This window comes from Burkholderia diffusa (genome assembly GCF_001718315.1).
GTDB classification, from domain to species: domain Bacteria; phylum Pseudomonadota; class Gammaproteobacteria; order Burkholderiales; family Burkholderiaceae; genus Burkholderia; species Burkholderia diffusa_B.
On the sequence record NZ_CP013362.1, the window covers coordinates 2077320 to 2097604 of the forward strand.

Consider the following 20285-nt stretch of genomic DNA (forward strand, 5'->3'; position numbering starts at 1 on the left):
TCGGGCAAGCGCCGACGACCGGACCGGGTTTCCCGGCCGGCCGGCGGCGGCGCCGGCCGCGGCGGAGCGGACGCCCGCCGCGGATACTGCCTGACTGCTTACTGCTGCTTTGCTGCTGCGACTTGCGCGGCCACTTCGGCGGCGAAGTCGTCCTGGCGCTTCTCGATGCCTTCGCCGACGACGAACAGCGCGAACTTCTGCACTGCCGCGTTCGCGGCCTTCAGCATCTGCTCGATCGTCTGCTTGTCGTTCTTCACGAACGTCTGGTTCAGCAGCGACACTTCCTTCAGGTACTTCTGGACACTGCCGTCGACCATCTTCGCGACGATTTCAGCCGGCTTGCCCGATTCGGCAGCCTTCTGCTCGGCGACGCGGCGTTCCGTTTCGATCAGTTCCGCCGGCACGTCGGCCGACGACAGCGCGACCGGCTTCATCGCGGCGATGTGCATCGCGACGTCCTTGCCGACCTGCTCGTCAGCACCCGTGTACTCGACGATCACGCCGATACGCGCGCCGTGCAGGTACGTTGCGATCTTGTTCGCGGTTTCGAAACGGACGAAACGGCGGATCGACACGTTCTCGCCGATCTTGCCGATCAGCGCGAGGCGCACTGCGTCGACGGTCGAGCCTTCGAGCGGCAGTGCCGACAGCGCGGCCACGTCGGCCGGGTTCTGCGTCGCAACGAGTTCCGCAACCGTCTTCGAGAATGCGAGGAAGTCGTCGTTCTTCGCGACGAAGTCGGTTTCGCAGTTCAGTTCGACCAGCGCGCCTGCGTTGCCGCCGACGAACGATGCAACGACGCCTTCGGCCGTCACGCGCGATGCCGCCTTGCTCGCCTTGTTGCCGAGCTTCACGCGCAGCAGCTCTTCAGCCTTGGCCAGGTCGCCGTCGGCTTCCGTCAGCGCCTTCTTGCACTCCATCATCGGTGCGTCGGTCTTTGCGCGCAGTTCTGCCACCATGCTTGCGGTAATTGCCGCCATCATTCGCTCCTTGAGTCTGTATTCACAACGCCGCCCGCTTGGACGCGAACGGCCGAAAATCGTTTCCGGACCCGCGCCGATTTCGCGCGATCAGGTCCGGCGCACAAGCTTAAAAAAAGGGGGCCTGTTGAGAGCCCCCTTTTTGCGCCGGCTCGGGGCCAGTTACGCGTTTTCCTCGACGTACTCGTCGTCGCCACGCGCTGCCTGGACCACTTCGTTGACCGCGTTCGCACGGCCTTCCAGGATCGCGTCGGCCACGCCTTCGGCGTACAGCGCGACTGCCTTGCTCGAGTCGTCGTTACCCGGGATCACGTAATCCACACCTTCCGGCGAGTGGTTCGTATCGACCACGGCGATGACCGGCACGCCCAGCTTGTTCGCTTCGGTCACGGCGATCTTGTGGTAGCCGACGTCGACGACGAAGATTGCGTCCGGAATGCCGCCCATGTCCTTCACGCCGCCGATCGACTTCTGCAGCTTGGCGATTTCGCGCTCGAACAGCAGCGCTTCCTTCTTGCTCATCTTCTCGAGCTCGCCCGCCTCGACTGCCGCTTCCATGTCCTTCAGGCGCTTGATCGAAACCTTCAGCGTCTTGAAGTTCGTCATCATGCCGCCGAGCCAGCGTGCGTTGACGTACGGCATGCCCGCGCGCTGCGCTTCCTGGGCGATCGTGTCACGCGACTGACGCTTCGTGCCGACGAACAGGATCGTGCCGCGGTTCGCTGCCAGCTGACGCACGTACTTCTGTGCGTCCGTGAACATCGGCAGCGTCTTTTCGAGGTTGATGATGTGAATCTTGTTGCGGTGACCGAAAATGAACGGAGCCATCTTCGGGTTCCAGAAACGGGTCTGGTGACCGAAGTGGACACCCGCTTCCAGCATTTGGCGCATCGTGACTGCCATGTAAATTCTCCACGAGGGTTGGGTCTTAAGCCGGCCGCCGTACCGCCGCGCGAACGCGCCCCGAAGGACCCTCGTTCCGCGCGGCCGGCACCCTTGGTTGCGCCGGCTTGCGATTCGGCACGTGCGAAAATGCCCGTGCCGCAAGCCTTTCATCGCCATGCAGCCATGCCCCGCCCGATGACGGGGCATGTGCGGCATTTGGATGTCGACTTAGCCAGAGAGTATAGCACGCCGATTTGTCGGCTCTCAAGTCGCCCAATACTTTCGCTTGCCGCGCGGCAGCCGGCCGGACAATCCGCGAAAACCCGCATCGGCATCGCCCGCAGGGGCTGCGAGGCCTGCCATAAGGTGCGATAATCCGTCAATTCACCGCATTCCAGGCATACCTCGATGGCTATTACGCTCAAAAACGAACACGACATCGCCGAGATGCGCGTCGCCTGCCGTCTCGCGAGCGAAGTGCTCGACTTCATCACGCCGCACGTCGTCGCGGGCGTCACGACCGCCGAACTCGACCGGCTCTGTCACGAATTCATGCTCAACGAGCAGGGCACGATCCCCGCGCCGCTCAATTATCAGCCGCCCGGCTACCCGCCGTACCCGAAGGCCACCTGCATCTCGGTCAACGACGTGATCTGCCACGGCATTCCGGGCGAGAAGGTGATCAAGAACGGCGACGCGCTGAATATCGACATCACCGTGATCAAGAACGGCTACTTCGGCGACACCAGCCGGATGTTCATCGTCGGCGAGGGCTCGATCCTCGCGAAGCGCCTCGTGCAGACCACCTACGAGTGCATGTGGCTCGGCATCGACCAGGTCAAGCCCGGCGCCCACCTCGGCGACATCGGCTACGCGATCCAGAAGCATGCGGAAGCCCAGGGCTACAGCGTCGTGCGCGAATACTGCGGCCACGGCATCGGCACGGTGTTCCACGAGGATCCGCAGGTCGTCCACTACGGCCGTCCGGGCACCGGCATCGAGCTGAAGGCCGGGATGATCTTCACGATCGAGCCGATGATCAACGCCGGCAAGCGCGACATCCGCACGATGCCAGACCAGTGGACGGTCAAGACGCGCGACCGCAGCCTGTCCGCGCAGTGGGAGCACACGGTGCTCGTCACCGAGACGGGCTACGAGGTGCTGACCGTGTCCGCCGGCACACCGGCGCGCCCGGTGTTCGCGCAACCGGCCGCCGCGGTCTGAGCGCCACGCCTGCCCGCCCCGCCCGCCCCCGACCTAGCTGACCCGAACGGCCCGCCCATGAGCGCTCACGCCGCCCCCTCGCCCGAAGCGCTGTCGCGACGCGCCGAATTCAAGGCCGCCAAGGCCGACATGCTCGAGCGCTTTCGCAGCGCGGCGAATGTCGCGTCGCTGATGCACGCGCTGTCGAAACTCACCGACGATGTGCTCAAGCGCGTGTGGGACGACTGCGGGCTGCCCGCGACGCTCGCGCTGGTCGCCGTCGGCGGCTACGGGCGCGGCGAGCTCGCGCCCCACTCCGACGTCGACATCCTCGTGCTGCTGCCCGACGCGCACGACCCGGCGCTCGACGCGCGCATCGAGCGCTTCATCGGGATGGCGTGGGATCTCGGCCTCGAGATCGGCAGCAGCGTGCGCACGGTGGCGCAGTGCATCGAGGAAGCATCGCAGGACGTCACCGTGCAGACCTCGCTACTCGAGGCGCGCCGCATCGTGGGCAGCACCGCGCTGTTCGAGCGCTTCACCGTCCGGTATCACGAGGCGCTCGACGCGCGCGCGTTCTTTACCGCGAAGGTGCTCGAAATGCGCCAGCGCCACGCGAAGTTCCAGGACACGCCGTACAGCCTCGAGCCGAACGTGAAGGAAAGCCCGGGCGGGTTGCGCGACCTGCAGACGATCCTGTGGATCGCGCGCGCGGCCGGCTTCGGCAGCAGCTGGCGCGAACTGGACACGCGCGGCCTCATCACCGATCGCGAGGCGCGCGAGCTGCGCCGCAACGAAGGGTTCCTGAAGACGTTGCGCGCCCGGCTGCACGTAATTGCCGGCCGCCGCCAGGACGTGCTCGTGTTCGACCTGCAGACGCAGGCCGCCGAGAGCTTCGGCTACCAGCCGACGCAGGCCAAGCGCGCCAGCGAGCAGCTGATGCGCCGTTACTACTGGGCCGCGAAAGCGGTCACGCAACTGGCGACGATCCTGATCCAGAACATCGAGGCGCAGCTGTTTCCCGCGACGAGCGGTATCACGCGCGTGCTGTCGCCCGATCGCTTCGTCGAAAAGCAGGGCATGCTCGAGATCGTCGACGACGGCGTGTTCGAACGCCATCCCGACGCGATCCTCGAAGCGTTCCTGCTGTACGAGACGACCCGCGGCGTGAAGGGCCTGTCCGCCCGCACGCTGCGCGCGCTGTACAACTCGCGCGAAATCATGAATAACACGTGGCGGCGCGATCCGCAGAACCGCCGCACGTTCATGCAGATCCTGCAACAGCCCGAAGGCATCACGCATGCGTTCCGGCTGATGAACCAGACGAGCGTGCTCGGCCGCTACCTGCTGAATTTCCGCCGCATCGTCGGCCAGATGCAGCACGACCTGTACCACGTATACACGGTCGACCAGCACATCCTGATGGTGTTGCGCAACATCCGCCGCTTCGCGGTGGCCGAGCATGCGCACGAGTACCCGTTCTGCAGCCAGCTGATCGGCAATTTCGAGCGCCCGTGGGTGCTGTATGTCGCGGCGCTGTTCCACGACATCGCGAAGGGCCGCGGCGGCGACCACTCGACGCTCGGGATGGCCGACGCGCGGCGCTTCTGCCGCGAGCACGGAATCGCCGGCGACGACGCGGCGCTGATCGTGTGGCTCGTCCAGCATCACCTGACCATGAGCCAGGTCGCGCAGAAGCAGGACACGAGCGACCCCGAGGTCATCAAGCGCTTCGCCGAAGTCGTCGGCAACGAGCGCTACCTCACCGCGCTCTACCTGCTGACCGTCGCCGATATCCGCGGCACGAGCCCGAAGGTGTGGAACACGTGGAAGGGCAAGCTTCTCGAAGACCTCTACCGGATCACGCTGGCGGTGCTCGGCGGCGCGAATCCAGACGCGCATTCGGAACTGAAGTCGCGGCAGGAGCAGGCGCTCGCGCTGCTGCGCCTCGAAACCGTGCCCGACGACGCGCACCGCGCACTCTGGGATCAGCTCGACATCGGCTTTTTCCTGCGCCACGACGCGGCCGACATCGCATGGCAAACGCGCGTGCTGTACCGGCACGTGAACGCCGAAACCGCGATCGTCCGCGCACGGCCGTCGCCGATCGGCGACGCGCTGCAGGTGCTCGTGTACGTGAAGGACCGCCCCGACCTGTTCGCGGGCATCTGTGCGTACTTCGACCGCAACGGGCTGTCGGTGCTCGATGCACGCGTCAGCACGACGCGGCACGGCTACGCGCTCGACAACTTCATCGTCACGCAGACCGAACACGACGTGCGCTACCGCGACATCGCGAATCTGGTCGAACAGCAACTCGCGACGCGCCTTGCCGAAGCCGCCTCGCTGCCGGAACCGTCGAAGGGCCGCCTGTCGAGGCTGTCCCGGACGTTTCCGATCACGCCGCGCGTCGACCTCCGGGCCGACGAGCGCGGCCAGTACTACATCCTGTCCGTGTCCGCCAACGACCGGCCGGGCCTTCTCTATTCGATCGCGCGCGTCCTGGCCGAGCATCGGGTCGGCGTCCACGCGGCGCGGATCAATACGCTCGGCGAACGCGTCGAGGACATCTTCCTGCTCGACGGTGCCGGCCTGTCCGACAACCGCCTGCAGATCCAGCTCGAAACCGAATTGCTGCGCGCGATCGCAGTCTGAATGAATCCCAGCGTTTATGCGCACCAAATTGACCGTCAAGAATCCGCGGCCGGCGTCGCCGACCCGCGCACCCGTCCGCTCCGGCAGCCTCGTCGCCCGCAAGGCGGTGCGCCCGGCCGCGCCGTCCGCAGCCGACAAGCCACCGCGCCCGAAGAAGGCCGCCGCACCGGCCGCCGCCGGCGAACGCGCGTTCAAGCCGCGCGGCGCGCAGGGCGCGGGGGCGGATCGTGCTCCGGCGAAGCGAGCGCCGCGTGACGGCGGCGCCGAGCGCGGCTATCGCAGCGATGCGAAGCCTGGCGGCCGCGCCGAACGCGGCGACGCCCGTCCGTATCGCAGCGCCGACGGCAAGCCCGATGCGCGGCCGCGCCGTGCGGATGCCGAAGGCGGTGCACGTGCGCCCTATCGCGACAAGGCAGCCGGCACAGGCGAAAAGCGCAGCTTCGGCGAACGTCGCACGCAGTCCGATCGTCCCGCACGCCGCGGCGACGACGATGCACGCCCGCGCCGCGCAGGCGCCGAAGGCGCGGCACGCGCACCGTATCGCGACAAGGCAGCCGGCGCAGGCGAAAAGCGCAGCTTCGGCGAGCGCCGTACGTCGTCCGACCGCCCAGCGCGGCGCAACGACGACGATGCTCGCCCGCGCCGCGCGGGCGCCGAAGGCGCGGCACGCGCACCGTATCGCGACAAGGCAGCCGGCGCAGGCGAAAAGCGCAGCTTCGGCGAACGCCGTACGTCGTCCGATCGCCCGGCACGCCGCAGCGACGACGATGCACGTCCGCGCCGCGCAAGCGCCGAAGGCGCGGCACGCGCACCGTATCGCGACAAGGCAGCCGGCGCAGGCGAAAAGCGCAGCTTCGGCGAACGCCGTACGTCGTCCGATCGCCCGGCACGCCGCAGCGACGACGATGCACGTCCGCGCCGCGCAAGCGCCGAAGGCGCGGCACGCGCACCGTATCGCGACAAGGCAGCCGGCTATGGCGAGAAGCGCGGCTTCGGCGAGCGCAACAGCACCGATCGCCGCTCGACCGGCGCCGCGCTAAAGACCGCCCAACCGGTCAAGCGCCGCGCCGCCGACGTCGACCACGGCGACGAAACGGGCCTGATGCGCCTGTCGAAGCGCATGTCCGAACTGGGCCTGTGCTCGCGCCGCGAAGCGGACGAATGGATCGAAAAGGGCTGGGTGCTCGTCGACGGCGAACGCATCGACACGCTCGGCACCAAGGTCCGCCCGGACCAGAAGATCGAGATCGACGAGCGCGCGAGCGCCGCGCAGGCCGCACAGGTGACGATCCTGCTGCACAAGCCGGTCGGCTATGTGTCGGGTCAGGCGGAAGACGGCTACGAGCCGGCGTCGGTGCTGATCACGCGCGCGAACCAGTGGAGCGGCGATCGCTCGCAAGTGCGCTTCTCGCCGCAGCATCTGCACGCGCTCGCGCCCGCCGGGCGGCTCGACATCGATTCGACCGGCCTGCTCGTGCTGACGCAGAACGGCCGGATCGCGAAGCAGCTGATCGGCGAGCAGTCGGATATCGACAAGGAATACCTGGTGCGCGTGCGCTTCGGCGAACGGCTGATCGACATCGACCAGCACTTCCCCGCGGAATCGCTCGCGAAGCTGCGTCACGGCCTCGAGCTCGACGGCATCCCGCTGAAACCCGCGATGGTGAGCTGGCAGAACGGCGAACAGCTGCGTTTCGTGCTGCGCGAAGGCAAGAAGCGCCAGATCCGCCGCATGTGCGAACTGGTCGGCCTCGAAGTAATCGGCCTGAAACGCGTGCGGATGGGCCGCGTGATGCTCGGTGCGCTGCCGCAAGGGCAATGGCGCTACCTGTCGGCCGACGAGTCGTTCTGATGGCGGGCACGCGCTTGCGTGCCGCGCAATGCAAAAAAGCCCGCGCAAGCGGGCTTTTTCGTTTCGGTACGGCGGCGGCGCGCGGCCGCGCGAACGTCAGTCGTCGTCGGCCGGATCAAGGCCTGGAAACAACACCTCGGTGAAGCCGAAGCGCGTGAAGTCGGTGATCCGCATCGGATACAGCTTGCCGATCAGGTGATCGTATTCGTGCTGCACGACTCGCGCGTGGAAGCCTTCGGCAACACGGTCGAGCTTCGTGCCGAACTGGTCGAAGCCGCTATAGCGCGCCTTCGCATAGCGGCTGACGACGCCGCGCATGCCCGGCACCGACAGGCAGCCTTCCCAGCCCTCCTCCATGTCCGGCGGCATGTACTCGAGCTTCGGATTGATCAGCACGGTCTCGGGCACGGGCGGTGCGTCCGGATAACGGTTGTTGCTGCCGAAGCCGAAGATGATGATCTGCAGCCCGACGCCGATCTGCGGCGCGGCAAGACCCGCACCGTTCGCGTGATGCATCGTCTCGAACATGTCCGCGACGATCTCGTGCAGCTCGGGGGTATCGAACCGCTCGACCGGCTTGGCGACTTCGAGCAGGCGCGGATCGCCCATCTTCAGGATCTCGCGAATCATGGCGTGTTGCCCTCCAGGAGTTGGTGCAGTCCGTCTTCGTCCAGCACGGGGATGCCGAGTTCCTCGGCCTTCGCGAGCTTGCTGCCGGCGTCAGAGCCCGCGACCACGTAATCCGTCTTCTTCGATACCGAACCCGCGACTTTCGCGCCCGCGGCTTCGAGCATTTCCTTCGCCGCGTCGCGCGTGAGCGTCGGCAGCGTGCCCGTCAGCACGACGGTCTTCCCGGCGAGCACGCCCTGCGGCGCCTTCGGCGCGGGCGGGCCTTCGGGCCACGTGACCTTGCCGGGCGCACGCAGCTGCTCGATCACCGTGCGGTTGTGCTCTTCCGCGAAGAACTGATGAAGCGACTCGGCCACGATCGGTCCGACGTCGTTCACTTCGAGCAGTTCCTCGATCGACGCGTCCATGATCGGGTCCAGCGATCCGAAATGCTTCGCGAGATCCTTCGCGGTCGATTCGCCGACATGGCGGATCCCGAGCCCGTAGATGAAGCGCGCGAGCGTCGTGTGCTTCGCCTTTTCGAGCGAGTCGAGCAGATTCTGTGCGGACTTCTCGGCGAACCGGTCGAGTTCCGCGAGCGTCGCGAAACCGAGATTGAACAGGTCGGCCGGCGTGCGCACGAGGTTCAGTTCGACGAGCTGATCGATGATCTTCTCGCCGAGCCCGTCGATGTCGAGCGCGCGGCGCTGCGCGAAGTGCCACAGCGCCTGCTTGCGCTGGGCCGGGCAGAACAGGCCGCCCGTGCAGCGCGCGATCGCTTCGTCGGGCAGGCGCTCGATCTTCGAGCCGCACACCGGGCACTCGGTCGGCATCACGAACTCGGCCGCATCGGCCGGCCGGCGGTCGAGCACCGCGCCGACGACTTCGGGGATCACGTCGCCCGCGCGCCGCACGATCACGGTATCGCCGATCCGGATGTCCTTGCGGCGCACTTCATCCTCGTTGTGCAGCGTCGCGTTGGTTACCGTGGCACCGCCGACGAACACCGGCTCGAGACGTGCGACCGGCGTGATCGCGCCCGTGCGGCCGACCTGCACGTCGATCGCGACGAGCTTCGTCAGCGCTTCCTGCGCGGGGAACTTGTGCGCGAGCGCGAAGCGCGGCGCGCGCGACACGAAGCCGAGGCGGTCCTGCTCGTCGCGCCGGTTGACCTTGTAGACGACGCCGTCGATGTCGTACGGCAGCGATTCGCGCTTCTCACCGATCTTGCGGAAGAAACCGAGCAGGCCGTCGGCGCCGTACACGACCGCGCGCTCTCGGTTCACCGGCAGGCCGAGCGACTCGTACCAGTCGAGCAGCGCGCTGTGCGTATCCGGCATCGGCATCCCGTCAAGCACGCCGATCCCGTACGTGAAGAACGACAACGGACGCTGCGCGGTGATCTTCGGGTCGAGCTGACGCAGGCTGCCGGCCGCCGCGTTGCGCGGATTCGCGAATTCGCGCTGCTCGGCCGCACGCTGGCGTTCGTTCAGGCGTGCGAAATCGCGCTTGAACATCAGCACCTCGCCGCGCACGTCGAGCAGGGCCGGCACGTGCCGCCCCTTCAGCTTCAGCGGGATCGAGCGGATCGTGCGGACGTTCTCCGTCACGTCCTCGCCGGTCGTGCCGTCGCCGCGCGTCGATGCCTGCACGAACACGCCGCGCTCGTAGCGCAGCGAGATCGCGAGGCCGTCGAACTTCAGCTCGCATGCGTATTCGACGGGGTCCGTCACCGAGCCGGCGAGATCGGTCGTCTTGTCGAGCGCATCGGCGACGCGCTTGTCGAACGCGACGATGTCCTCGTCGGCGAAGCCATTGTTCAGCGACAGCATCGGCGCGTCATGGACGACCGGCGTGAAACCGCTCGCCACTTCGCCGCCGACGCGCTGCGTCGGTGAATCGGGCGTCACGAGTTCGGGATGATCGGCTTCGAGCTGCTGCAGCTCGCCAAAGAGCCGGTCGTATTCGGCGTCGGGCAGATCCGGCTGGTCGAGCACGTAATAGGCGTAGTTCGCCCGCTCGAGTTGATCGCGCAGCCACGCGGCACGCGCGTCGGGCTGGCTGGCTGGCGGTTCGGCTTGGGTTCGGGCCATGCTGGCGGCAATTCGTTCTGAAAAATCGGATGGTCGATTATCTCAGTTTGACGCCGCGGCGGGGGACGCACGATGCGTGCCGCGCAGGGCCCGCTGCAGTGCGCACATATGGTGTGTGCACTGCAGCGAGATCGGGCGACGGCGCCGCAGGCCATCGCCCGTGGAACGCGTTACTGGCTGAAGAGGCGGCGCGTGACCGGCGAACCGGCCGGGATACCCGCTTCCTCGAGCTTCGCGTACAGCTTCATCAGTTGCTGGTCGATCGCCACCAGCGTCGATTCCGGCAGCGGCCGGCGCGAATCGTCGACGACCCGTGCACCGATCCGCTCGGACAGCGACTTCGCGTAATCGCACATCAGCCGGAACGGCAGGATGTCCTCTTCCGCAACCGGCACGTCGAGCACCAGCGTGATCATGTTGCCGCCCTTGTAGGTCAGATCGTCGCGCAGGAAGTTCGTGTCGCCGAACTGCAGCATGAACACGGGATTCTGCTTCGCGTCGAGCTTCACGAAGCGCGTGCCGTCGCGCGACAGCAGCAAGCCATCCTGCGATGCGACGGCCTGCACGTAGTTCGCCGACCACGGCGCGCCGTCCGACATCACGTTGATCGACAGCTGCGCATCGCATTGCGCGGCAAAGCCGTCGAGTTCGCGCGCCATCGCGACCGTTTCCATCATGTCCGGGAATTCCGGCGCGCCGTCGATCGCGTCCGCAAACTGCTGCACGCCCGTCACGAATTCGGAGAATTCGAGTTCGTTCAGCGCGCCGCTACGGTTGGCCAGCTGGGCGGCCGCGCGCAGTTCTTCATAGCGCACGCCGTTCTGCAGCAACTCCCACTGGCCGCCTTCCGGCTTGCCCTCGATATGCACGGGCTTGCTGCCCGCGCGGCGCAGTCGTTGCGCGACCGGCAGGATCTTGTCGCCCGGCAGCGGCGCGCCGAGGCGAATCGGCACGATACAGTCGATCCGGCGGTCGACGATCGCGGGCGGCGCCGACGAAATCGTCGTCGCGGCCGGCATCACGGGTTCGGCCGGTTCGTTCGATGCATCGGCGGCAGGTGCTTCCTGTGCGGCGGCGACCGCACCATCGTCGACAGCCTGCTCGGCCGGCTCGGTCGATGCCGACGGCGCGTCGCCGCCGGTGGCTTCGGCTTGCAGGTCGGCCGGCGTGTCGGCCGGTGCCACACCGCCGAAGGTCGGCTCGACGCGCGCGGCTTCGGCCGCTGCGCTCGCGACCGCAGCGGCCGATGCCGGCGCCGCGGGTTCGCGGCGCACGGGCTGGCGCACCGGCTCGATGAACGGCAGCTCTTCGTCGCGCTCGGGGCGATTCATCGCCTCGGCCGTTTCTTCCGGCATCGGGCGCGGCATCCTGCGCCGCACCTTCGCGCCCTGCCATGCGTTGTAGACCACGACGCCGCCCACCACGACGGCGCCCGCGCCGATCAATCCGAGTGTCAACTCGTCCATGCACGCTCCATCAGCAATTCTTGTACGTCGGACCTGCGAACGGGCGCCCATGCGCCACGCGAACGCAGTCCGGTTTCGTCAAACGTCAATTCTGGGCAAAACCAGCGGCGGTTTCCATGTCCACCGCGACGATCCGCGACACGCCCTGCTCCTGCATCGTTACGCCGATCAGCTGCTGCGCCATCTCCATCGCGATCTTGTTGTGCGAGATGAAGAGGAACTGCGTCTTGTCGGACATCGCGCGCACGAGATTCGCGAAACGCTCGGTGTTCGCGTCGTCGAGCGGCGCGTCGACCTCGTCGAGCAGACAGAACGGCGCCGGGTTCAGCTGGAACATCGCGAACACCAGCGCGGTGGCGGTCAGCGCCTTTTCGCCGCCCGACAGCAGGTGGATGGTCGCGTTCTTCTTGCCCGGCGGCTGCGCCATCACCTGCACGCCCGCATCGAGGATCTCGTCGCCCGTCATGATCAGCTTTGCCTGGCCGCCGCCGAACAGGCGCGGGAACAGGTCGCTGAAGTGACGGTTGACCTCGTCGAAGGTGCCCTGCAGCAGCGTGCGGGTTTCCTGGTCGATCTTGTGGATCGCATCCTCGAGCGTCGTGATCGCGTCGGTCAGGTCGGCCGACTGCGCATCGAGGAACACCTTGCGCTCGCTCGCGGCCTTCAGCTCGTCGAGCGCGGCCATGTTGACCGGGCCCAGTGCGTTGATCGCGTTGTTCAGGCGCGTGACCTCGCCCTGCAGGTACGACGGCTTCAGGTCCGGCGTGAGCTTTTCGCGCAGCGCTTGCTCGTCGACCTCGGCCGCCGTGAGCTGCTCGGCGAACTGCTCGACGGCCAGACGCGCGGCCTGCTCCTTCAACTGCAGCTCGGTGATGCGGTCGCGCAGCGGCTGCAGCGAACGCTCGGCGACGAGACGCTGCTCGTCCGATGCGCGCAGCTTCGCGGTCAGGTCGTCGAGTTCGATCCGCGCGGCCTGTAGCGCTTCTTCCTTCACCGCGCGAATTTCGAGCGCGTCCTGCAGGCCCGTGTGCGCGGTCTGCTCGTTGATCGTTTCGAGTTCGGCGCGCGCGTCTTCCAGCGACGCGGCGACGCGCTCGCTCTGCTCGTGCGCGACCTGGATGCTGCGCTTGAGCTCGTCGATCCGCGTGACCGCGTTGCGCGCGGCGAAGCGTGCGTCGTTCGCGCCGCGCTCGAGGTCGCGTGCTTCCTGGCGCGCCTGCGTCAGCGATTCGTCGAGCGCCTCGAATGCGAGCTGGTTGTCCTCGAAACGCGCCTGCAGCTCCGCGAGCTCGCCGTCGAAACGCTCGAAGTTCGCTTCCGATTCCGCGCGCAGCGCGCGCTGCTCGTCGATCTGCGCGCCGATTTCCTCCAGCTCCTCGCGAATCTGCGTGCTGCGCTGCGTGTAGCGCTCATGCGCCTGCGCGAGCTTGAGCACGTCCATCTGCAGTGCGTGCACGCGCTGCGTCGCGCGTTCGGCCTGCGCGCGCACGTCGCCGAGCGCCTGCGCGGCCTGCGTGTGCGCCGCCTCCGCGCGCACGGCGGCGGTGCGCGCCTCGTCGGCGAGCAGCGCCTGCGCGCGCACCTGGCGCGTCAGATTCTCGATTTCCTGCTGACGGGCCAGCATCCCCGCCTGCTCCGAGTCGGCCGCGTACAGCTGCACGCCGACACGCGTGACGATGTGGCCGGCCTTGACGACGAACGCGCCGCCGGCCGGCAGTTGCGCGCGTGTCGCGAGCGCCTGCGCGACGTCGTCGGCGACGTACACGTTGCCGAGCCAGTCGTTCAGCACCGCACGGATGCCCGCATCGTCGATGCGCACGAGCGACAGCACCGGGCGCAGCCCGGCCGCGGCCGCCGGCGGCTCGCCGGCTGCAGGCGGCGCGTAGAACGCGAGCTTCGCGGGCGGCGCGTCGGTCGCGAATGCCTTCACCCAGTCGAGATTCGACACTTCGAGCGCCGCGAGGCGCTCGCGCAGCACGGCCTCGAGCGCGGCTTCCCAGCCAGCCTCGACGTGCAACTTCTTCCACAGACGCGGCAGCGCGCCGAGCTCGTGCTTGTCGAGCCACGGCTGGATCTTGCCTTCGGTCTGCACGTTCTCCTGCAGTTGCCTGAGCGCGGCGAGCCGCGCCTCGAGCTGGTGGATCTGCGCGCTTTCGGCCTGCACGCGCTCCTGCGCGGCACGGCGCTCGCCGTCGAGGCGCGGCAGCGCTTCCTGCGCATCGGCAAGGCGTGCCTGGGCTTCGGCGAGGATCTCTTCCTGCTCGGCGAGCTGCATGCGCAACTCCTCGAGCTGCGCTTCGTCCGGTGCGTCGAGCCCGCCCGCCTCGGACTTCAGGCGTTCATGGCGCTGCTGAAGCTGCTGGAGCTGCTGGTCGGCATTGCGCTGGTGCGCGGCCTCCAGCTTCAGCGACTGTTCGGTCTGCGCGATCCGCGCGCGTTCGTCGTTGAGCTGCGCCTGCGCATCGCGCCATTTCGCCTCGAGCGCCGGCAGTGCGTCGTGCTTCGCGGCCGCGTTGTCCTCGGCGAGCGCGGCCTTCTCGTCGGCCATCGCCCGCGCCTCTTCGGCTTCCTCGAGCTCGTCCTGCGCCTTCTCGGCCTGCGCGCGCCATTGCTCGCGCTGCGCGTTCAGCGCGGCGATCTGCGCCTGCACGCGGTTGCGCGATTCGACGATGAACTTGATCTCGGCCTCGAGGCGGCTCACTTCGGCGTTCGCCTCGTAGAGCGCGCCCTGCGCGCCCTGCATCGCGTCGCTCGCCGAATAGTGCGCGACCCGTAGCGTCTCGAGCTGCGACTCGACCTCGCGCAACTTCGCCGTCTGCGCCTCCAGGTCGATCTGCGCCTGCTCGATCGCGCGCTGCTGCTTCTGCTGCTCGCCCGCGGCCTCGTTCTTGCGCAGCAGCCACAACAGGCGCTGCTTCTCCTCGCCGTCGGCGACGAGTTCCTTGTATTTGGTCGCGACGACGGCCTGCGCCTCCAGCTTCTCGAGATTCGCACCGAGCTCGCGGACGATGTCCTCGACGCGCGTCAGGTTCTCGCGCGTGTCGTGCAGGCGGTTCTCGGTCTCGCGGCGGCGTTCCTTGTACTTCGACACACCCGCGGCTTCCTCGAGGAACACGCGCAGCTCTTCCGGCTTCGCCTCGATGATCCGCGCGATCATGCCCTGGCCGATGATCGCGTACGCGCGGGGCCCGAGGCCCGTGCCGAGGAAGATGTCCTGGATGTCGCGGCGGCGCGCCGGCAGGTTGTTGATGTAGTAGCTCGACGTGCCGTCGCGCGTCAGCACGCGCTTCACGGCGATCTCGCCGTACTGGCCCCACTGCCCGGCCGCGCGGCCGTCGGAGTTGTCGAAGATCAGTTCGACGCTGGCCCGGCTGCCGGGCTTGCGGGCGGTCGAGCCGTTGAAGATGACGTCCTGCATCGACTCGCCGCGCAGCTCGGACGCGCGCGACTCGCCGAGCACCCAGCGCACGGCATCGATGATGTTGGACTTGCCGCACCCGTTCGGGCCCACCACGCCGACAAGCTGGCCCGGAACCTGGAAATGCGTGGGATCGACGAAGGACTTGAAGCCAGCGAGTTTGATCGAGCTCAGACGCACGGCGGTATCGGATGTGAAGAAGGTGTGAAACGGACGGGGCGGCGACGCGCGGGGCCGGACGGCCCGTGCACGCGATGCGCCCCGGAATTCAAAAGCGGGGCCGCGCGCATCCAGCGTTGGGCCCCGCAAACGGCTTCCATCATACCATCGCGCGCGCGCCGTCCCGCCCGTCGCCGGGTTTGCCCGATGCCGGCGCGGCGCGATGGACGCGGCTCGACAGCAGCGTCGCCAGCACGATGCACGCGCCGCCCGCCCACTCGCGCGCGCTCGGCAGTTCGTTCGCGAACACCCACGCGGACAGCGCGGTGATCACGATCTCGAACAGCATGATGATCGACGCGCGGTTCGCCGGCACGCGCGCAAGGCCATATTGCACGAGCAGATTGTTCGCCGCCATCGTCACGCCGATTGCGGCGACGATCATCGCGGCGATGCCGAGCTGGCCGCCCGCCGGTGCGGCCGGCAGCCCCTCGAACAGCGATGCGATCGCGCCGAACGCCGCCGCGCCGCCGAACAGCGTCGCGGTGCGCATCTCGGCGCGCATCTCCGGCAGCTCGCGGCTCGCCTTGATCACGAGCACGTTGCTCATCGCGAAACTCAGGCCGGCCGCGAGCCCGGCCCATTCTGCCGCGTTGGCCGGCAGCGGCATGCCGAGGTTCGGCGACCACAGCATCAGCATCGCACCGCCGATCGACAGCGCCGCGAGCCCCGCGCCGGCCCAGGTCAGCCGCTCGCGCAGCAGGAAATGCGCGTAGATCGCGGTCCATGCGGGCGTCAGATAGAACAGCAGCATCACGCGCAGCACTTCGCCGTGGATCGTCCCCCACACGAAGCCGAGGTTCGTCACGCCCGCCGTGATCGCGATGCCCGGCAGCACCCAGTGCCAGCGCAGCGTGTCGATCGTGCGGTGCCGCACGATCACCACGAACAGGAAAGCGACCGCGCTCGTCAGCGCGCTCGCCAGCGTGCCGGTGAGCCCGAGCGACGCGAGAATCCGCAGCGGATACCAGATCAGGCCCCATACCGACGCGCCGATCAGGATGGCCAGCGTCGGCAGGCTGCCGCGTACCGCGTTATTCATTTGGTTCGATACCCTTTATTCGACCGCCCCGGCCGCCGTTCCGGCGGGCCGTGACCGCATTGCGTCACGCTATAATCGTCCGCTGCGACCCGCGCGCCATTGGCGTCCGCTCGCAGCCGTGCGGCACCCGCGCCGCCCCTTTCGCTCCAACCGGCCGCGATGGCCGCTTCGCCCGTGAACCCTCGACTCGACTCGCTCCAGCCCTATCCCTTCGAAAAGCTGCGCGCCCTGTTCAAGGACGTGACGCCCTCCGCCGGCCTGAAACCGATCAGCTTCGGCATCGGCGAGCCCAAGCACCCGACCCCGGCGCTGATCCGCGATGCCGTGGTGGCTTCGCTCGACGGCCTCGCGTCGTACCCGGCCACGGCCGGCTCGGACGCGCTGCGCACGTCGATCGCACACTGGCTGGAACGCCGCTATGGGCTGCCGGCGATCGACCCGGCCACCGAGGTGTTGCCCGTGTCGGGGTCGCGCGAGGCGCTGTTCTCGCTCGCGCAGACGGTGATCGATGCACGCCCGAGCGCGGACGGCAAGAAGGCGATCGTACTCTGTCCGAATCCGTTCTATCAAATTTACGAAGGCGCGGCGCTTCTGGCCGGTGCCGAACCCTATTTTGCGAACAGCGACCCGGCGCGCAACTTCGCGTGCGACTACGCGGCCGTGCCCGATGAAGTCTGGGCGCGCACCCAACTGCTGTACGTGTGCTCGCCGGGCAACCCGACGGGTGCCGTGCTGACGCTCGACGACTGGCGCGAGCTGTTCGTGCTGTCCGACCGCCACGGTTTCGTGATCGCGTCCGACGAGTGTTATTCCGAGATCTATTTCGACGAAGCGGCACCGCCGCTCGGCGGCCTCGAGGCCGCGCACCGCCTCGGCCGCGGCTGCGAGCGGCTCGTGATGCTGTCGAGCCTGTCGAAACGCTCGAACGTGCCGGGCATGCGCTCGGGCTTCGTCGCCGGCGACGCCGCGCTGCTGAAGAAATTCCTGCTGTACCGCACGTACCACGGCGCCGCGCTGTCGCCGGTCTGGCAGCAAGCGAGCATCGCCGCGTGGAACGACGAAGCACACGTGCGCGAGAATCGCGCGCAGTACCTGCAGAAGTTCAGCACGGTCACGCCAATGCTGGCCGACGTGATCGACGTGAAGCTGCCCGATGCCGCGTTCTACCTGTGGGCCAATGTCGCGCGCACCGGCCTGTCGGACACCGAGTTCGCCCGCCGCCTGTACGCCGACTATAATGTGACGGTTCTGCCCGGCTCGTATCTGGCGCGCGATGCGCACGGCACGAATCCGGGCCGCGATTTCATCCGGATCGCGCTCGTCGCGGGCACCCCCGAATGCGTCGAGGGCGCGCAACGCATCGTCGATTTCTGCCGGGCTCTCGCGCGGTAAGTCGTCCATCCCGATCAATTCCATTCATCTCCTGCGAAAACGAACATGTCGCAACAACTTCAGCAAATCATCGATACCGCCTGGGAAAACCGCGCCGAGCTGTCGCCGAAGGCCGCGCCCGCCGACGTCCGCGAAGCCGTCGCTCACGCGATCGAGCAACTCGACAAGGGTGCGCTGCGCGTCGCCGAGAAGATCGACGGCAACTGGACCGTGCACCAGTGGCTGAAGAAGGCCGTGCTGCTGTCGTTCCGCCTGGAGGACAACGCACCGATGCCGGCCGGCGGCTACTCGCAGTTCTACGACAAGGTGCCGTCGAAGTTCGCGAACTACACGGCCGAAGACTTCGCCGCGGGCGGCTTCCGCGTCGTGCCGCCGGCCATCGCGCGCCGCGGCTCGTTCATCGCGAAGAACGTCGTGTTGATGCCGTCGTACACCAACATCGGCGCGTACGTCGACGAAGGCACGATGGTCGACACCTGGGCGACCGTCGGCTCGTGCGCGCAGATCGGCAAGAACGTGCACCTGTCGGGCGGCGTCGGCATCGGCGGCGTGCTCGAGCCGCTGCAGGCGAACCCCGTCATCATCGAAGACAACTGCTTCATCGGCGCGCGCTCGGAAGTCGTCGAAGGCGTGATCGTCGAGGAGAACTCCGTGATCTCGATGGGCGTGTACCTCGGCCAGAGCACGAAGATCTACGATCGCGAAACGGGTGAAGTCAGCTACGGCCGCATCCCGGCCGGCTCGGTCGTCGTCGCCGGCAACCTGCCGTCGAAGGACGGCTCGCACAGCCTGTATTGCGCGGTGATCGTGAAGAAGGTCGACGCGAAGACCCGCGCGAAGGTCGGCCTGAACGAGCTGCTGCGAGGCGACTGATGGCCAAGCCGCGCACCGTGGTCGTCTACGGCATCCCGAACTGCGACACCGTGAAGAAGGCCCGCGTGTGGCTCGACGATCACGGCGTCGAGTTCGAGTTCCACGACTTCAAGAAGCTCGGCGTCAGCGCGCCGCTCGTCGAGGACTGGCTGAAGGACGTGTCGCTCGACGCGCTCGTGAACAAGCGCGGCACGACGTGGCGCGGCCTGGACGACGCCATGAAGGCGGCCGCGGAAACGAAGTCCGGCGCGGTCGCACTGATGATCCACAAGCCGTCGGTCATCAAGCGCCCCGTGCTCGTCGTCAATGGCCGGGTGAAATCGCTCGGCTTCGTCGCCGATCAATACGCGGCGCTGTTTACCGCCTAGGGCGGCCCGCGCTGCGCCTGCGCTGCGCATGACGTCCCATCGCTGCCGGCCACCGCGCCGGCATTTTTTATCGAAAGTGGTCCGAACCATGTCCGCCACCTTAGCCCTTACCGAACAGCTGATCGCCCGCGCGTCCGTCACGCCCGACGATCGGCATTGCCAGCAGATCATGACCGAGCGCCTCGCCGCGCTCGGCTTCGAATGCGAGACTATCGCGTCGCACGGCGTAACCAACCTGTGGGCCGTCAAGCGCGGCACCGAAGGCCGCGACGGCAAGCTGCTCGCGTTCGCGGGCCACACCGACGTCGTGCCGACCGGCCCGCTCGAGCAGTGGACCTCTCCGCCGTTCGTTCCCGCGCATCGCGACGGCAAGTTGTACGGCCGCGGCGCGGCCGACATGAAGACGTCGCTCGCTGCGTTCGTCGTCGCCTCCGAGGAATTCGTCGCGGCGCACCCCGGCCACCGCGGTGCGATCGCGTTCCTGATCACGAGCGACGAGGAAGGCCCGGCCACCGACGGTACCGTGAAGGTCGTCGATCTGCTCGAAGCGCGCGGCGAGCGTCTCGATTACTGCATCGTTGGCGAGCCGACGTCGACCAACGAACTCGGCGACGTCGTGAAGAACGGCCGCCGCGGCTCGATGTCGGGCGAACTGATCGTCAAGGGCGTGCAGGGCCACATCGCGTATCCGCACCTCGCGAAGAACCCGATCCACCTGCTCGCGCCGGCGCTCGCCGAACTCGCCGCCGAACAGTGGGATGAAGGCAACGAATACTTCCCGCCGACCACCTGGCAGGTGTCCAACCTGCACGCAGGCACCGGCGCGACCAACGTGATCCCCGGCCACGCGGACCTGATGTTCAACTTCCGCTTTTCGACGGCGAGCACCGTCGAGGGCTTGCAGGCACGCGTGCACGCGATCCTCGACAAGCATGGCCTCGAATACACGCTGAAGTGGTCGGTGAGCGGCCTGCCGTTCCTCACGCCGCGCGGCGACCTGTCGAACGCGCTCGAGAACGCGATCCGCGCCGAGACGGGCCTCACGACGGAACTGTCGACGACGGGCGGCACGTCCGACGGGCGCTTCATCGCGCGCATCTGCCCGCAGGTGATCGAATTCGGTCCGCCGAACGGCAGCATCCACAAGATCGACGAACACATCGACGTGCGCTTCGTCGACCCGCTGAAGAACGTGTACCGCCGCGTGCTTGAACAACTGATCGCCTGACG

14 protein-coding genes are annotated in these 20285 nt (G+C 67.6%); 7 read left to right on the forward strand and 7 right to left on the reverse strand.

The annotated features are described in order from the left end of the window. Window positions 1-98: 98 nt before the first annotated feature. Both tsf and rpsB read right to left on the reverse strand, forming a co-directional pair. A complete protein-coding gene (tsf, locus tag WI26_RS09590) occupies window positions 99-980 on the reverse strand; it encodes a translation elongation factor Ts (RefSeq protein ID WP_059464426.1) in 882 nt (293 codons plus the stop codon). A gap of 162 nt (window positions 981-1142) precedes the next feature. After that, on the reverse strand, window positions 1143-1883 hold the full coding sequence (gene rpsB / locus WI26_RS09595) for a 30S ribosomal protein S2 (RefSeq protein ID WP_006483818.1): 741 nt from the start codon (window positions 1881-1883) through the stop codon (window positions 1143-1145). Between the two features lie 390 nt (window positions 1884-2273). Between rpsB and map the strand changes: the two genes are divergently transcribed. The 3 genes from map to WI26_RS31030 are packed head-to-tail and all read left to right on the forward strand — an operon-like array spanning window position 2274 to window position 7575. Then, entirely contained in the window at window positions 2274-3089 is an 816-nt protein-coding gene (gene map, locus WI26_RS09600; protein ID WP_012328760.1) for a type I methionyl aminopeptidase, read from the forward strand. A 57-nt stretch (window positions 3090-3146) separates the two neighbouring features. Next, on the forward strand, window positions 3147-5723 hold the full coding sequence (locus WI26_RS09605) for a [protein-PII] uridylyltransferase (protein WP_059537959.1): 2577 nt from the start codon (window positions 3147-3149) through the stop codon (window positions 5721-5723). Between the two features lie 16 nt (window positions 5724-5739). Continuing rightward, on the forward strand, window positions 5740-7575 hold the full coding sequence (locus tag WI26_RS31030) for a pseudouridine synthase (RefSeq protein WP_081334251.1): 1836 nt from the start codon (window positions 5740-5742) through the stop codon (window positions 7573-7575). Window positions 7576-7671: 96 nt separating this feature from the next. On the opposite strand, the gene def is transcribed toward WI26_RS31030, so the two are convergent. From def to WI26_RS09635, 5 genes are all read right to left on the reverse strand, one after another. After that, the gene (gene def, locus WI26_RS09615) at window positions 7672-8205 is read right to left on the reverse strand and encodes a peptide deformylase (protein WP_069225828.1); all 534 of its coding nucleotides are present in this window, start codon (window positions 8203-8205) and stop codon (window positions 7672-7674) included. After that, window positions 8202-10277 (reverse strand): NAD-dependent DNA ligase LigA, encoded by a 2076-nt coding sequence (gene ligA, locus WI26_RS09620; RefSeq protein WP_069225829.1) that lies wholly within the window; start codon window positions 10275-10277, stop codon window positions 8202-8204. Before ligA ends, def begins: the two co-directional genes overlap by 4 nt. Window positions 10278-10447: 170 nt before the next feature. After that, window positions 10448-11743, reverse strand: a complete 1296-nt coding sequence (locus WI26_RS09625) for a cell division protein ZipA C-terminal FtsZ-binding domain-containing protein (protein ID WP_069225830.1) — start codon at window positions 11741-11743, stop codon at window positions 10448-10450. An 85-nt stretch (window positions 11744-11828) separates the two neighbouring features. Beyond that, complete coding sequence (smc, locus tag WI26_RS09630; protein ID WP_420480782.1) at window positions 11829-15455, reverse strand: chromosome segregation protein SMC; 3627 nt, start codon at window positions 15453-15455, stop codon at window positions 11829-11831. A gap of 25 nt (window positions 15456-15480) precedes the next feature. Then, a complete protein-coding gene (locus WI26_RS09635) occupies window positions 15481-16422 on the reverse strand; it encodes a DMT family transporter (protein WP_069225832.1) in 942 nt (313 codons plus the stop codon). A gap of 159 nt (window positions 16423-16581) precedes the next feature. Between WI26_RS09635 and dapC the strand changes: the two genes are divergently transcribed. The 4 genes from dapC (at window position 16582) to dapE (ending at window position 20283) form a co-directional block, all read left to right on the forward strand. Then, window positions 16582-17814 carry a succinyldiaminopimelate transaminase gene (dapC, locus tag WI26_RS09640; RefSeq protein ID WP_069225833.1) on the forward strand — a complete coding sequence of 411 codons (1233 nt, stop codon included), beginning with the start codon at window positions 16582-16584 and terminating at the stop codon, window positions 17812-17814. Window positions 17815-17859: 45 nt separating this feature from the next. Then, window positions 17860-18687 (forward strand): 2,3,4,5-tetrahydropyridine-2,6-dicarboxylate N-succinyltransferase, encoded by an 828-nt coding sequence (gene dapD, locus WI26_RS09645; RefSeq protein WP_006478479.1) that lies wholly within the window; start codon window positions 17860-17862, stop codon window positions 18685-18687. After that, window positions 18687-19055 (forward strand): ArsC family reductase, encoded by a 369-nt coding sequence (locus WI26_RS09650; RefSeq protein ID WP_059464248.1) that lies wholly within the window; start codon window positions 18687-18689, stop codon window positions 19053-19055. Before dapD ends, WI26_RS09650 begins: the two co-directional genes overlap by 1 nt. 88 nt (window positions 19056-19143) lie before the next feature. Then, window positions 19144-20283, forward strand: a complete 1140-nt coding sequence (gene dapE, locus WI26_RS09655) for a succinyl-diaminopimelate desuccinylase (RefSeq protein WP_069225834.1) — start codon at window positions 19144-19146, stop codon at window positions 20281-20283. Window positions 20284-20285 lie beyond the last annotated feature (2 nt).

Excerpts from the sequence above, each read along its gene's own strand:
- rpsB (WP_006483818.1), bottom strand. The coding sequence starts at position 1,883 with ATGGCAGTCACGATGCGCCAAATGCTGGAAGCGGGTGTCCACTTCGGT.
- tsf (WP_059464426.1), bottom strand. The coding sequence starts at position 980 with ATGGCGGCAATTACCGCAAGCATGGTGGCAGAACTGCGCGCAAAGACC.
- dapC (WP_069225833.1), top strand. The coding sequence starts at position 16,582 with ATGGCCGCTTCGCCCGTGAACCCTCGACTCGACTCGCTCCAGCCCTAT.
- WI26_RS09650 (WP_059464248.1), top strand. The coding sequence starts at position 18,687 with ATGGCCAAGCCGCGCACCGTGGTCGTCTACGGCATCCCGAACTGCGAC.
- WI26_RS09625 (WP_069225830.1), bottom strand. The coding sequence starts at position 11,743 with ATGGACGAGTTGACACTCGGATTGATCGGCGCGGGCGCCGTCGTGGTG.
- WI26_RS09635 (WP_069225832.1), bottom strand. The coding sequence starts at position 16,422 with ATGAATAACGCGGTACGCGGCAGCCTGCCGACGCTGGCCATCCTGATC.
- def (WP_069225828.1), bottom strand. The coding sequence starts at position 8,205 with ATGATTCGCGAGATCCTGAAGATGGGCGATCCGCGCCTGCTCGAAGTC.
- WI26_RS31030 (WP_081334251.1), top strand. The coding sequence starts at position 5,740 with ATGCGCACCAAATTGACCGTCAAGAATCCGCGGCCGGCGTCGCCGACC.
- map (WP_012328760.1), top strand. The coding sequence starts at position 2,274 with ATGGCTATTACGCTCAAAAACGAACACGACATCGCCGAGATGCGCGTC.
- ligA (WP_069225829.1), bottom strand. The coding sequence starts at position 10,277 with ATGGCCCGAACCCAAGCCGAACCGCCAGCCAGCCAGCCCGACGCGCGT.
- dapE (WP_069225834.1), top strand. The coding sequence starts at position 19,144 with ATGTCCGCCACCTTAGCCCTTACCGAACAGCTGATCGCCCGCGCGTCC.
- WI26_RS09605 (WP_059537959.1), top strand. The coding sequence starts at position 3,147 with ATGAGCGCTCACGCCGCCCCCTCGCCCGAAGCGCTGTCGCGACGCGCC.
- dapD (WP_006478479.1), top strand. The coding sequence starts at position 17,860 with ATGTCGCAACAACTTCAGCAAATCATCGATACCGCCTGGGAAAACCGC.